The 12709-nt window shown below is 65.0% G+C and carries 12 protein-coding genes and 1 pseudogene; 5 read left to right on the top strand and 8 right to left on the bottom strand.

Going from position 1 to position 12709, the window contains the following annotated elements; translation table 11 throughout:
• Window positions 1-241: 241 nt before the first annotated feature.
• On the bottom strand, window positions 242-586 hold the full coding sequence (locus AC0L2L_RS11755) for an antibiotic biosynthesis monooxygenase family protein (RefSeq protein ID WP_473578457.1): 345 nt from the start codon (window positions 584-586) through the stop codon (window positions 242-244).
• Between the two features lie 83 nt (window positions 587-669).
• Window positions 670-1008, bottom strand: a complete 339-nt coding sequence (locus AC0L2L_RS11750) for an NIPSNAP family protein (RefSeq protein WP_473578456.1) — start codon at window positions 1006-1008, stop codon at window positions 670-672.
• Between the two features lie 170 nt (window positions 1009-1178).
• On the opposite strand from AC0L2L_RS11750, the gene AC0L2L_RS11745 reads away from it, so the two are divergent.
• Window positions 1179-1853 (top strand): ArsR/SmtB family transcription factor, encoded by a 675-nt coding sequence (locus tag AC0L2L_RS11745; RefSeq protein ID WP_473578454.1) that lies wholly within the window; start codon window positions 1179-1181, stop codon window positions 1851-1853.
• 220 nt (window positions 1854-2073) lie between these two features.
• Here AC0L2L_RS11745 and ligD read toward each other — a convergent pair whose 3' ends face one another.
• The 3 genes from ligD to AC0L2L_RS11730 all read right to left on the bottom strand — a co-directional run bounded on the left by ligD (window position 2074) and on the right by AC0L2L_RS11730 (window position 6077).
• The gene (gene ligD / locus AC0L2L_RS11740; protein ID WP_473578452.1) at window positions 2074-4590 is read right to left on the bottom strand and encodes a DNA ligase D; all 2517 of its coding nucleotides are present in this window, start codon (window positions 4588-4590) and stop codon (window positions 2074-2076) included.
• Window positions 4591-4602: 12 nt separating this feature from the next.
• Window positions 4603-5469, bottom strand: coding sequence for a non-homologous end joining protein Ku (gene ku, locus AC0L2L_RS11735; protein WP_473578450.1), 867 nt, complete (start codon window positions 5467-5469; stop codon window positions 4603-4605).
• Between the two features lie 104 nt (window positions 5470-5573).
• On the bottom strand, window positions 5574-6077 hold the full coding sequence (locus AC0L2L_RS11730; protein ID WP_473578448.1) for a YciE/YciF ferroxidase family protein: 504 nt from the start codon (window positions 6075-6077) through the stop codon (window positions 5574-5576).
• A gap of 391 nt (window positions 6078-6468) precedes the next feature.
• Between AC0L2L_RS11730 and AC0L2L_RS11725 the strand changes: the two genes are divergently transcribed.
• The 4 genes and pseudogenes from AC0L2L_RS11725 to AC0L2L_RS11710 all read left to right on the top strand — a co-directional run.
• The gene (locus tag AC0L2L_RS11725; RefSeq protein ID WP_140545780.1) at window positions 6469-6615 is read left to right on the top strand and encodes a hypothetical protein; all 147 of its coding nucleotides are present in this window, start codon (window positions 6469-6471) and stop codon (window positions 6613-6615) included.
• Between the two features lie 2 nt (window positions 6616-6617).
• Window positions 6618-6743 (top strand): hypothetical protein, encoded by a 126-nt coding sequence (locus tag AC0L2L_RS11720; RefSeq protein WP_473578446.1) that lies wholly within the window; start codon window positions 6618-6620, stop codon window positions 6741-6743.
• A 67-nt stretch (window positions 6744-6810) separates the two neighbouring features.
• Entirely contained in the window at window positions 6811-7257 is a 447-nt protein-coding gene (locus AC0L2L_RS11715; protein WP_473578445.1) for a thiol-disulfide oxidoreductase DCC family protein, read from the top strand.
• Window positions 7258-7294: 37 nt separating this feature from the next.
• Window positions 7295-8887 (top strand): annotated as a pseudogene (locus tag AC0L2L_RS11710) (DUF4166 domain-containing protein); the annotation flags it as partial.
• Window positions 8888-8931: 44 nt separating this feature from the next.
• Here AC0L2L_RS11710 and AC0L2L_RS11705 read toward each other — a convergent pair.
• The 3 genes from AC0L2L_RS11705 to AC0L2L_RS11695 all read right to left on the bottom strand — a co-directional run bounded on the left by AC0L2L_RS11705 (window position 8932) and on the right by AC0L2L_RS11695 (window position 12625).
• Window positions 8932-9309: a DUF1850 domain-containing protein gene (locus tag AC0L2L_RS11705; protein ID WP_473578444.1), complete on the bottom strand. Its 378-nt coding sequence runs from the start codon at window positions 9307-9309 to the stop codon at window positions 8932-8934.
• Complete coding sequence (locus AC0L2L_RS11700) at window positions 9306-11432, bottom strand: TRAP transporter permease (RefSeq protein WP_473578443.1); 2127 nt, start codon at window positions 11430-11432, stop codon at window positions 9306-9308. The genes AC0L2L_RS11705 and AC0L2L_RS11700 overlap by 4 nt, the downstream gene beginning before the upstream one ends.
• A gap of 233 nt (window positions 11433-11665) precedes the next feature.
• On the bottom strand, window positions 11666-12625 hold the full coding sequence (locus AC0L2L_RS11695) for a TAXI family TRAP transporter solute-binding subunit (RefSeq protein WP_473578442.1): 960 nt from the start codon (window positions 12623-12625) through the stop codon (window positions 11666-11668).
• Window positions 12626-12709 lie beyond the last annotated feature (84 nt).

The raw sequence follows: 12709 nt of genomic DNA, 5'->3' as shown, positions 1-12709 counted from the left end.
CTTCTCCCTTGTTGCGTGGGTGGAAAACCAATCTTGGCGAAACATCGCGCCGCCATCCACGCCCTCATAGGATCTTGTGGGAGAAGGTGGATCGGCGCGTCAGCGCCGAGACGGATGAGGGGTGTTCCAGCGGAGTGAGACGTTGGCAAACTTGCCGTCTCCTCCGGCATCGCCAAGCTGGAACACCCCTCATCCGTCGCCTTCGGCGACACCTTCTCCCACAAGGGGAGAAGGGGGAGTTTTACCCATTCACCGCCCTGCTATCTTCCGGCGCGTCGGCCCTCTCCGTCAGCCCGTAATCGCGCACGACATGGGCGATGCGCAGGCGGTAGCCGGCAAAGATACCGCCGCGTCCCGCCTTCTGCGCCTGGCGGTGCTCCTCTGTGTTGCGCCAGGCCTTCACCGCTTCCTCGTCGCGCCAGAAGGACAGCGACAGCACCCGCCTGGGATCGACGAGGCTCTGGAAGCGCTCGACCGAGATGAAGCCGTCGATGCCGTCGAGCAACGGCCGAAGCTCGGCGGCGATGCCCAGATAGACATCGCGCTTTCCCTCCGCCGGCTCCACCTCGAAGATGACTGCGATCATGCCTCTATCCCTTCTCTGACCGTTATATTTGTTCCTACGCAATTCCGGACGGAAAACCGCTACACACTTTTCCTGAAACTGCTTCAGGTGCGGAAGACCTGCCTCGGGCCGTGCGGCCCCGACACCAGCTTCAGGAAGACGCGGTCTTCCTTGAGAATGAACTTCTCGCGCCTGGCAAACTCGTAATTTGCCTTACCGGCCGGGTCGGCGGCAAGCCGCGCGCGGTAGGCTTCATAGGCCGCGAGGCTCTCGATGTTGTAGGCGGCATAGGCCGTGGTGGCCGAGCCTTCATGCGGCGCGTAATAGCCGATCAGGTCGGCGCCGCAGCGCGGAATGGCCTGGCCCCAGGCCCGCGCATATTGCTCGAAGGCCGCCTTGCCGAACGGGTCGATCTCGTAGCGGATGAAGCAGGTGATGGTCATTTTGTGTCTCCTCGTCGGTGGCTTTCGGACGACCACGGTTCGACCGCGATCGAAGCATTGCTTGGGTCGTTGTGCTAGGCATTCTCCTGTCAGGAGGGTTTGCCCGGGCTGCTTGAGCTCGCCCCAGAATAGTGCTTCCCTCGCAGGAATGCTTCGATGAGGATCAAACCATGCGTGAAGGACCCGATATCGCCCGCATCGCCAGCCTGGTCGGCGACCCGGCCCGCGCCAACATGCTGAACGCGCTGATGGGCGGCACGGCGCTGACCGCCTCGGAACTGGCGCTCGAAGCCGGCGTGTCGCTGCCAACCGCTTCCTCGCATCTGTCGAAGCTCATGGATGGCGGGCTGCTGACGCTCGTCAGCCAGGGCCGTCACCGCTATTACGGCCTCGCCAGCGCGCAGGTGGCGGGCATGATCGAGGCGATCATCGGCGTCGCCGAGGCCGTCGGCCCGAAGCGGGTGCGGCCCGGCCCGCGCGATGCGGCCATGCGCGTGGCGCGGGTGTGCTACGATCACCTCGCCGGCGAGCAGGCGGTGGCGATGCTCGACCGGCTCTTCGACAGAAAACTGTTGCTGCGCGACGACAGCGAGATCCGGCTCTCGTCATCCGGCGCCTCGCATTTTTCCGCGCTCGGCATCGAGATCCCTGCCAAGGCGCGGCGGCCGGTATGCCGCGCCTGCCTCGACTGGAGCGTGCGGCGCTCGCATCTCGCCGGCACGCTGGGCGCCGCCATCCTCGACAAGATCATCGCCGAGAAATGGGCGCGCCGCGAAAGGGACAGCCGCGCCGTGCTGTTCTCGCCCAGGGGGAAGCGGGAGTTTGAGAGGGTGTTTCTCTCCTAGGCCGACAATTTCGCGATGCCGGCGCGAGGCGCCCCCCTCTGCCCTGCCGGGCATCTCCCCCTCAAGGGGGGAGATCAGCTGTACGCCAGGTTTCGCCAATGGCCAACGTTGCAGGAGAAGCGCCTGCGCCCAAGCTGCCAATCTCCCCCCTAGAGGGGGAGATGTCCGGCAGGACAGAGGGGGGCGTGAAGGAACGCGGCGTGGCTGATTTCCTGGCCACCTATCCCCTTTTCAGCACCTTCCCCAGCTTGAAGAAATCCTCCCACGGATCGGCCTTCTTCAGCTGCTTTAGCGTGGAAGTATCGCCGAGCGGGAAGGCATTCGGCGCGAGGCCCTTTTCAAGCTCCGGCCAGGTCACCGGCATCGAGATCGTGGCGCCCTTCTTGGCGCGCGACGAATAGGGCGCGACCGTGGTCGAGCCGCGGCCGTTGCGCAAATAGTCGACGAAGATCTTTCCGGTGCGCGCCTTCTTCGACAGCGTCGCCGTGTAGCGGTCGGGCGCGGCCTGTTCCAGGGCGCGGGCGAAGTCATGGGCGAAGTCCTTGACCGCGTCCCAGTCCGCCGACGGCTTCAGCGGCACCAGCACGTGATAGCCCTTGCCGCCGGAGGTCTTGACCAGATTGGGCAGCGACAATTCGTCGAGCTGCTTGTGGATGTCGAGCGCCGCCTGCCGCACCTTGCCGACGTCGACGCCTTCATCCGGATCGAGGTCGAAAATGATCTGGTCCGGCTTTTCCAATGTGTCCAGGGTGCAACCCCAGATATGGACCTCGACGACGCCGTACTGGACAAGCGCGGCAAGCCCGTCGAAATCCTTGATGAACAGGATTTCCTCGCCGTCGGTCGGATCCTTCATCCGCGCGATCTTGTCGCTCATGCCGGGCGAGGCGTGTTTCTGGAAGAAGCGCTGGCCGTGGATGCCGTCGGGCGCGCGCACCAGGCTCAGCGGCCGGTTGACGACGAATTGCTCCATGCGCGGCCAGACCAGCGCATAGTGATCGAGCAGGTCCTGCTTGGAGACCTTTTCGTCGGGCCACAGCAGCTTGTCGGGGTGCGAGAGCTTTATCGAGGTCCCGGCGGATCCGGACGCGGCGGCCTTCGCCGCCTTGTCGCTCCTCGTCTTCGCGCCGCTCTCGGCCTTGGCGGCGGCTTTCTTCGGCTGTTCCTGCACGACTTCCTCCGCCGGCTTGTCCTCGCGCAATCCCTGGAACGAGGCGTGGCGGATTATACGGTCGGATGTCCAGCTGCGGAACTCCACTTCGGCGACAAGTTTGGGCTTGACGAAGGTGAGGCCCTTGCCCTTGGGCACGGCGGCCGAGAATGGCGAGTCCTTCGCCGTAAGCCCTTCGAGCTTCTTTTTCAAATCCGTCATCACCTTGCCGGAAAAGCCGGTGCCGACGCGGCCGGCGTAGTGCAGCTTGCCGCCTTCATTGAAGCCGACCAGCAGCGAGCGCACGCCGCGCCCTGTCTTGTCCGAAGGCAGATAGCCGCCGATGACGAATTCCTGGCGCTGCGTGCATTTTGACTTGATCCAGGACAGCCCCCGCCCGCTGCGGTAAGTCGCGTCGGCTCGCTTCGACACCACGCCTTCCAGGCCCATGCGGCAGACATGCTGCAGCATGACCTTGCCCGGTTCGTGGAAATGATCGGAGAAGCGTAGCGCCGAATTTTCCGGCTGCTCGCCCAGCAGTTCGGCAAGGGCCTGCTTGCGTTCGACCAGCGGCTCGCGGCGCAAATCCTGGCCATCGAGCCGCATCAGGTCGAAGACATAATAGATGAAGCGGTCGGCGCGGCGGGCCGACAGGTCCGCCTGCAGCAACGGAAAGGACGACGCGCCGCTGTCGGCCAGCACCACGACCTCGCCGTCGATGATGGCGTCCCGGCATTTCAACCCAGCAAGCGCCGCCGTGACCGGACCGTCGAATTTTTCCGTCCAGTCGAGGCCGGCACGGGTGAGCAGCCTGACCTCGCTGCCCGCGATCTGCGCCTGCATGCGGTAGCCGTCGAATTTCACTTCGTGCAGCCAGTCGTCGCCGGACGGCGCGTCCTTCTCCAACGTCGCCAGTTGCGGCTCGATGAATTCGAGGCGCCTGGCGCGCCCGGACTTTGCCTTGGGGGTGGCCGGTTTGTTGGAATGCCAGACTTTCGGCTTCTCGCCTTTTGCCGCCTTGCCGTTGCCGACCTCCTCGATGGTGAGGCCCGACTTCACCGATTTCGGCTCTTCCTTGAGGATATCCTCGCCGGGGCGAGCGGCCGCGTCGTCCGACTTGATCAGCAGCCAGTTGTCGCGCTTTTCGCCGCGACGGGGCTTCAGCCTGACCAGATGCCAGCGGCCATGCAGCTTGTAGCCTTGGAGCTCGAAGCCGATATGGCCTTTCTTCATGCCTTCGGCGGGATCGCCTTCCGGAATCCATTTGCCGTCGTCCCAGACGATGACCGAGCCGCCGCCATACTCGCCCTTCGGAATGGTGCCCTCGAAGGACGCATAGTCGATCGGGTGGTCCTCGACATGCACGGCCAGCCGCTTCTCATGCGGATCGAGGCTCGGGCCGCGCGTCACCGCCCAGCTCCACAGCACCCCGTCATGCTCCAGGCGGAAATCATAGTGGAGCCGCGTGGCGGCGTGCTTCTGGACGACGAAGATACCGCCGGCCTGCTTTTGCCTGCCGACCTTGCCGGCCGGCTCGGCGGTTTTCCTGAAATCGCGCTTGGCGTGATACTGTTCGAGGCTGGCCATGCCGCCATTCTCCTATGCGGATTTGCGCTTGGGCGCGGAAGCTTTGGCCTTCGCCCGCCCTGCCGGCGCCTTTGACGAGGATTTGCCGGGCTTCTCTCCGCCCTCCGCGTTGAGGCTCTTCTTCAGCGCGTCGAACAGATTGACGACATTGGACGGCTTCGACGGCGCCTTGGCCTTGGGCGCCTTCCTGCCTGCTTTCTTGGCGCGGATCAGCTCGAGCAGCGCGTCCTCGTAGCGGTCATCGAATTTCGAGGGATCGAACTTCGTCTTTTTCTGGCTGATGATGTGCTGGGCAAGGTCGATCATCTCATCATCGGTCTTGGTCGCCTTGATCTCGTCGAAGACCGTGTTCGGCTGGCGCACCGTGTCGTCATAGCGCAAGGTGGTCAGCACCATGCCCTTGCCGAGCGGCTCGATGACCACCGGGCGTTCGCGTTGATAGAGCACGATGCGCGCGAGCCCCGCCATCTTCCTGGCCGCCATCGCGTCGCGGATGACGGCGAAGGCCTCTTCAGACACCTCGTCCGCCGGCGAGACGTAATAGGGTGTGTCGAGATAGACCTGCTCGATCGAGGATTTCTCGACGAAACCGTCAAGGTTCATCGTGTGCGAGGACTCGATCTGCACCGCCTCGATCTCGTCCTCCTCGATATGGACGAATTCGCCGTCGCTCACCTCGTAGCCCTTGATCTCGTCGCCTTCTTCCAGCGGCTTGCCGGTTTCGGCGTCGACATAGATGCGTTTGACGGTGTTGCCGGTCTTGCGATTGAGGATGCGGAACGAGACTTTCTCGGCATGGGTGACGACGTTGGTCAGCTCGATGGCGCAGGTGACCAGCGACAGTTTTAGATAGCCCTTCCAGGCCGGACGTGGTGCCATGGCGAACTCCTGCGCGATGCGATCTCAATCGCAACGGATGGCGGCTGGCTTGGGTTCCGGGCGGACCGGCGGGGAGGTCCCTTATTCGGCGGCTTGCCGACCTGTCAGGCGGCTTGCAGGTTGATCCTGGTTTCGGCGATTTCGGTGAGCTTGCGATCGGTGGCCTGCCCCTGCTTGAGGTTCTTGGCCAGAACATTGGCGCAGTCGCTGCGGCCGAGCTGCCTGGCCCAGGCTATCAGCGTGCCGTAGCGGGTCATCTCATAGTGCTCGACGGCCTGTGCCGAGGCGATCAGCGCGGCATCGAGGACGTCCTTGTCGTCGATATCGCCGCTCACTTCATCGGCCTCCTCGAGGATGCCGTCGATCGCAGGGCAGTTGACGGTCTTGGCCTTGACGCCAAGCAGCTCGAACACCTGCTCGACCCGTTCGATGTGGCCCTTGGTCTGCGTGAGATGCTTCTCGAAGCCGGCTTTCAATAGTGGATCGGTCGCCTTGCCGATCATCTTCGGCAGCGATTTCTCGATCTGCTTCTCGGCGTAATAGATGTCGCGCAGCGTGTGGATGAAGAGATCGTCCAGCGTCTTGATGTCCTTCGAAAAGAAGCCCATGGCGGTTGCCTTTCCATGTTTTCGCATTGTCGGGAAGTTGCGCGGCCGGGCAACATGGCCGGGTTCACCCCGGCCTTGTCCGGTCAACGTCGTCACCTGTGGCAGGTTCCTGCCGGCCCGGGCACGCGAAAGGAAATTCCCCGTGGCCGGACGTACGTGAAACAGAAGCGCGGCCAAGCGACATCGGAACGAAACATATGTGATGCAAAAGTCACACGAGACGGAATCGCGACGAAAGGCACCGAAAGACCCCGAATCAGCCGCAATCCGGCCACGATGCAACGACTTTCGGACCAGAAATTAACATCACGTTCACCGACTATTCACGCCTCGACGCTATGCTCCCCAACAATCGGACGGGACATCCGAAAGCGGGACAGGGACAGGTAAAATGAACTTCTGGAACCACATCGCCGGCTACGCCGCCGCCATTCGCGAATTCGTCGCGCCGACCTATCGGCCGGAGCGCTATTACATGCGCGGCCCGGGTCCGGCCTGCGCACGCCGTGGCAACTCGCTCGGCGTCGGCGCGAACTGATCATGACCCGCGAACGAGCCCACCACAGCCGCATTTGCCGGCCGGCCGCCGACCAGCGCGCCACCACCTATCGCGTCGAGCGCCTTGCGCTTGCCGCCAACTGGCGTGCGACAACGCCGCGACTTTGACGCCGCCGCCGGCTGGCTTAGTGTCTCCATAGCTTAGTGCTTAGGGGCACAAGCAACCGGGGCCGCCATGACCGACCTGCCCGAACGTCCCAACGTCCCGCACCAGGCCTATGACGCCCGTCAGCCGCTGATCGTCTTCGACGGCGTCTGCGTGTTCTGCTCGGGCTTCGTCCAGCTCATTTTCAGGCTCGACCGGAAAAACCGCTTCCGCTTCGCCACCGCGCAGTCGCCTTTTGGCGAGGCGCTGTTTCGCGAGCACGGCCTGCCGACCGACGATTACGACAGCAACCTCGCCATCATCGACGGCGCCGCCTTCACGCGCCTCGACAGCTTCATCGCCGTCATGGCCGCGCTCGGCTGGCCATGGCGGGCGGCGAAGGCGCTGCTCGTCCTGCCGCGCCCGCTGCGCGACTGGATCTACGATCGCGTCGCCAAGAACCGCTACGCCCTGTTCGGCCGCAAGGACAGTTGCGATATCCCGCCCGCCGAACTGCGGCAGCGGCTGATCGGCTGACAGCGATTCCGGCAGGACTGGCTTGTGAGGTAAGGCAATGAAGCTCCTCATCGTCGGCGGCTACGGCACCTTCGGCGGACGCATCGTCCAGCTCCTGGCGAATGAGCCGCTCCTCGAGCTCATCATCGCCGGCCGGTCGCTCGCCAAGGCGGCAGCCTATTGCAAGGGCCGAGGCAACACCAAAGCACGGCTTGTGCCGGCGACCTTCGACCGCGACGGCGACCTTGCCGGCCAACTTGCCGCGTTGCGGCCCGATGTCGTCGTCGACGCCAGCGGCCCCTTCCAGGCCTACGGCAAGGATCGCTACCGTCTGATCGAGGCCTGTATAGATGCACGCATCCATTATCTCGACCTGGCCGACGGCGCGGAATTCGTCGCCGGGGTATCCGCCTTCGATGCGGCGGCCAAGGCGGCCGGCGTCATGGTGCTCTCCGGCGTGTCGAGCTTCCCGGTGCTGACGGCGGCGGTGGTGCGGCGCCTTTCGACCGGCATGGCGCGTGTCGAGACTATCCGTGGCGGCATCGCACCGTCGCCCTTCGCCGGCGTTGGCGAAAACGTCATCCGCGCCATTGCAAGCTATGCCGGCCAACCCGTGCTTCTGATGCGCGACGGCAAGCCGGCCGAGGGCCGTCCGCTGACCGAGCAGATGCGCTACACGATCGCACCGCCCGGACGCGTGCCGGTGCGCAACACGCTGTTCTCGCTGGTCGACGTTCCGGACCTGCGCGCGCTGCAGGGGTTGTGGCCGGAGGCGAAGACCGTCTGGATGGGCGCCGGGCCGGTGCCGGAGGTGCTGCATTGGGCGCTGATCGGGCTCGCCTGGCTGGTCCGGGCCGGCCTCGTCCGCTCGCTGTCGCCGCTGGCGCGGCTGATGCATTGGGCGACAAACAGGCTGTCATGGGGCGAGCATCGCGGCGGCATGTTCGTCGAGATCGAGGGCTCGGACCAGGCCGGCAGGCCGACCAGGCGGTCCTGGCACCTTTTGGCCGAAGGCGACGACGGGCCGCTGATCCCGTCCATGGCGGTCGAGGCGATCATTCGCAAGGCGCTCGACGGCCGCATGCCCGAGCCAGGCGCGCGGGCAGCGACGCGCGACCTCGAGCTGGAGGATTATGAAGCGCTGTTTGTCGGCAAGGCGATCCACACCGGCTTCAGGGACGATACCGGGAAGGCCAATGGGCTTTATCCCGATCTGCTCGGCGATGCCTGGACAAGCCTCCCGGTTGAGATCCGCGCCATGCATGAGGGAGCGGCAACGGCGCAAGGCCGCGCCAGCATCGAACGTGCCGACGGTATTCTTAGCCGGCTTGCCGCGCGGCTTGTCGGCTTCCCGGCCGCCGGGACAGATGTCCCGGTCAGCGTCCGCTTCGGCATCGACAAGGACGGCGAGACCTGGATGCGGACCTTTGCCACACACAGCTTTTCCAGCCGGCAGTTTGCCGGGCGCGGGCGCTCGGAGCGACTGCTTTGCGAAGGCTTCGGGCCGCTTACTTTCGCCATCGCGCTGGTGGCTGGCGAGAACCGCCTGTCGCTCGTGCTGCGCCGCTGGAGCTTTCTCGGCCTGCCGTTGCCGATGTGGCTTTGCCCGCGCTCGAATTCGTACGAAACCGTGGAGGACGGCCGCTTCCGCTTCCATGTCGAGATATCGCACCCCATCGCCGGGCTGATCGTGCGTTACCGCGGCTGGCTGGAGCCGACACACGGTTCGAGCACGGTGGGTTCGCCAGCCACCTCGCCCAGTTCCCGGCAGCCCGCGGCCGTGCACAGCGTCCAGCCTTCCCTGGTGGCGCCGGACGCCGCCAGCACCAGACGCGGCTGGGGTCCGATCCGCGGCGCATAGACCCACCAGCCGCTCCGCAGCGTCGAGCCCTCCGGGGGTTCCATGCCGGCGCCGGAGCCTTTTACACGCGCTTCGACGATCCGCAGGCCGGACGGCGTCACCGCCCAGTCCTCCTGCCAGCGTGTCCGTTCCACCGAATGGGTCCAGGACAGCGTGAAGGCGGCGACGGCGAGCGTCACCGTCTTGCCGGCGGCGAGGATACACAGGCTCATGCGGTGCCGGCTGTGGACAACCGGCGGGCACGCCAGCAGTGCCAGCCGATCCACGCCAGCGCCAGCGCCCAGCCGGTCTCGTCGGTGAGCGGCAATGCGGCCACCAGCAGCACGCCTGCGGCAAAAGCGACGATCCGCTCCCACCAGGCCATGCGGCGGGCGAGGAAGCCGACGGCCGCGGCGCCCCAGAGCACGATGCCCATGCAGGCCGTGACGACGATATAGGCGACCTCGATGGGGTAGCCGAACGAAGCTGCGATCGGACCCGCGTCCTGCAGCATCAGGGCCGGCGTGTAGACGGCCATGAACGGCACGACGAAGCCGGCAATGGCGAGCTTGGTCGCCTGGATGCCGATCTTGAGGCCGCTTTCCTTCGCCATGGGCGCGGCGGCAAAGGCGGCGAGCGCCACCGGCGGGGTCAGGTCCGCCATGATGCCGAAATAGAAGACGAACATGTGGCTGACCACCAGCGGCACGCCAAGCGACAGCAAAGCCGGCCCGGCAAGCGAGGAGGTGATGATGTAATTGGGGATGGTCGGAATGCCCATGCCGAGCACCAGGCAGGTCAGCATGGTCAGCACCAGCGACAGGAACAAATTATCCTCGCCGATGGAGATGATCCAGCCGATGAAGGTGGAGGCGATGCCGGTCAGCGTCAGCGTGCCGATGACGATGCCGACGATGGCGCAGGCGATGCCGACCGGCAGCGCGTTCTTAGCGCCCTCGGCAAGCGAGTCGACACAGATGCGCAGCGTCTCGCGGCCGCCCTTGAAGACGAGGCAGGCGATGACAAGCGCGGCAATGACCAGGCTGAGGACATTGACGCCGAAGCGCATGAACGACGCCGCGGCGAGCCCGAGCGCCAGCCAGAAGACAACGCGGAAAGCAAATGGACCGATCAAGGCCGCCAGCGGCGTGCCGAGGATGAGCACGATGGTCAGCGCCAGGCCCATGGTGCCGGCGAAGACCGGCGTGTAGCCGGCAAACAGCAGATAGACCAGCACGGCAAGCGGCAGCACCAGCGGCCAGTGCTTTTTGACCGCTTCCCAGGGATTGGGGAGCTCCGCCTTGGCCATGCCGTGCAGGCCGGCCTTGCCGGCCTCGAGATGCACCTGCCAGAAGCAGGCGCCGAAATAGAGCAGCGCCGGGATGATCGCCGCCTTGACCACATCGGCATAGGGGATGTTCAGCGTCTCGGCCATGATGAAGGCGACGGCGCCCATCACCGGCGGCATGATCTGGCCGCCCATCGAGGACGTCGCCTCGACGGCGCCGGCGAAGGCTGCGCGAAAGCCGAAGCGCTTCATCAGCGGGATGGTGAACTGGCCGCTGGCGACGACATTGGCGACGCCCGAACCGGAGATGGTGCCCATCAGCGCGGAGGAGAGCACGCAGACCTGGGCCGGGCCGCCGCGCCACGAACCGACGAGACCGAGGGCGAAATCGTTGAACAGCGCGATCATGCCGGCGCGTTCGAGAAAGGCGGCAAAGACGACGAAGATGAAGATGTAAGCGGCCGAGACGTAGACCGGCGTGCCGTATATGCCCTCGGTGCCATAGGCGAATGTCTCGACCAGCTGCGCAAAATCATAGCCGCGATGGATGAAGGGCGGCGGCAGGTGATTGCCGACGAAGCAATAGGCGAGGAAGATGAAGGCGATGACCGCCAGCGGCAGGCCCATCAGCCGCCTAGCCGCTTCGAAGACAAGCACCACCAGCAGCGCGCCGACGATCAGGTCGGGCGTGGTCAGGAAGCCGGAGCGGCGGATGAGGTCGGCGTAGAAGACCCAGTTGTAGAGGCCGGTGCCGAAGCCGAGCCCGCCGAGCACCCAGAAGGCCGCCTTCGCCGCGGCGCTCCTGGTGCGCAGATTGGCGATCAGGCCGAAGCCGAGCAGCAGCAGGAAGCCGACATGCATGGCCCGCACCACCTGGCTGGGCAGGCTGCCATAGGCGGCGATGTAGATCTGGAAAACGGAGAAGGCGACGGCAATGAGGAACGCCGCCTTGCCGGCGAGGCCTTCGCCGAAACCAGGCGGCAGGCCCTCAACCTGTTCTTCGGCGACAGGGAGATGAAAAGTGGCCGATGTGCCGGCGCTTGTTGTTGCGGGCTTTGCTTCGCTCATCCGACGCGCTCCAGGATGAGTGAATGGCAGTGCGAGGCGCCCCCCTCTGCCCTGCCGGGCATCTCCCCCTCAAGTGGGGAGATCGGCGGCATCGATGTCGGCGCTCGCCCTGCAACGTCGGCGATTGGCGAAAGCCGCGATGACGGCCAATCTCCCCCCTTGAGGGGGAGATGTCCGGCAGGACGGAGGGGGGTGCCTGGCGAAGACATCTCAGTTGGTCGCGCCACCCTCGCTTACTTGATGAGCCCTTTTTCCCTGTAATATTTCTCCGCGCCGGGATGCAGCGCCACAGGCATGCCGTCCAGCGCCTTGGCCGGATCGATCGCCTTGGCCGCGGCATGCGCGGCGGCGAGCTGGTCGAGATGCTCGAACAACAGCTTGGTCATCTGATAGGCGGTGTCGTCGGAGACGTCGGCGCGGGTAATCAGGAAATTGCCGACGGCGGCGGTCGCCACGTCTTCCGTCTGGCCTTCATAGGTGCCCTTCGGGATGACCACGGAAAGATAAGGCGCATCGATCTTGGCGACGTCCTCGGCCGGCACGGCGACGACGTTGATCGGAACCGAGGTCGCGAGGTCGCGGATGGAGGCGACGCCGAGGCCGGCGGACTGCAAGGTGGCATCGAGCTGCCGGTTCTTGATCAGCTCGACCGACTCGGCGAAGGGCAGATATTCGACCCGTCCGAGATCCTCGTATTTGAGACCGGCGGCGGCGAAGATGGCGCGCGCGTTGAGCTCGGTGCCCGAAGCCGGCGCGCCGACCGAAAGGCTCTTGCCCTTGAGGTCGGCGAGCGTCTTGATGCCGGACTCCTGGCTGGCGACGATCTGGATATAATTGGGATAGATCGCGGCAATGCCGCGCAATTTGTCGAGCTTGCCCGGAAAGCCGGCCTCCGTGTTGCCTTCGGCGGCCATCTTGACCGAATCGCCGAGGGCAAAGGCGATCTCGCCCTTGCCCTGCTGCAACAGGTTGAGGTTTTCGACCGAGGCCTTGGTCGCCTGAACCTGGGTGTGCGAGCCCTCGATGCCTTTGCCGTAAATCTCCGACAGGGCGACGCCGAGCGGATAGTAGACGCCGGACGTGCCGCCGGTGAGCACATTGATGAATTCCTGCGCCCCGGCCGACACGGCGCCAAGGCCGAGCGACAAAGCCAGCGCGCCGGCGGCAATAAGCCTGGTCCTGAAATTGAACACTGCGATTTCCTCCCTGAAACATCCGCGCCGCGCCGTCCTCCTCGGCCACGAATTCATGGAGAGTTTAGACAGCGAGCGGCAAAT

This window comes from Mesorhizobium sp. WSM4832 (assembly GCF_055811115.1).
The sequence above is the reverse complement of the archived record's forward strand: the minus strand, read 5'-3'. Positions and strand labels throughout refer to the sequence as shown.

What these genes read in the sequence shown, in the direction of transcription:
- AC0L2L_RS11755 (WP_473578457.1), bottom strand. Translation starts at nt 586, where the DNA reads ATGATCGCAGTCATCTTCGAGGTGGAGCCGGCGGAGGGAAAGCGCGAT.
- AC0L2L_RS11750 (WP_473578456.1), bottom strand. Translation starts at nt 1,008, where the DNA reads ATGACCATCACCTGCTTCATCCGCTACGAGATCGACCCGTTCGGCAAG.
- AC0L2L_RS11745 (WP_473578454.1), top strand. Translation starts at nt 1,179, where the DNA reads ATGCGTGAAGGACCCGATATCGCCCGCATCGCCAGCCTGGTCGGCGAC.
- ligD (WP_473578452.1), bottom strand. Translation starts at nt 4,590, where the DNA reads ATGGCCAGCCTCGAACAGTATCACGCCAAGCGCGATTTCAGGAAAACC.
- ku (WP_473578450.1), bottom strand. Translation starts at nt 5,469, where the DNA reads ATGGCACCACGTCCGGCCTGGAAGGGCTATCTAAAACTGTCGCTGGTC.
- AC0L2L_RS11730 (WP_473578448.1), bottom strand. Translation starts at nt 6,077, where the DNA reads ATGGGCTTCTTTTCGAAGGACATCAAGACGCTGGACGATCTCTTCATC.
- AC0L2L_RS11725 (WP_140545780.1), top strand. Translation starts at nt 6,469, where the DNA reads ATGAACTTCTGGAACCACATCGCCGGCTACGCCGCCGCCATTCGCGAA.
- AC0L2L_RS11720 (WP_473578446.1), top strand. Translation starts at nt 6,618, where the DNA reads ATGACCCGCGAACGAGCCCACCACAGCCGCATTTGCCGGCCGGCCGCC.
- AC0L2L_RS11715 (WP_473578445.1), top strand. Translation starts at nt 6,811, where the DNA reads ATGACCGACCTGCCCGAACGTCCCAACGTCCCGCACCAGGCCTATGAC.
- AC0L2L_RS11705 (WP_473578444.1), bottom strand. Translation starts at nt 9,309, where the DNA reads ATGAGCCTGTGTATCCTCGCCGCCGGCAAGACGGTGACGCTCGCCGTC.
- AC0L2L_RS11700 (WP_473578443.1), bottom strand. Translation starts at nt 11,432, where the DNA reads ATGAGCGAAGCAAAGCCCGCAACAACAAGCGCCGGCACATCGGCCACT.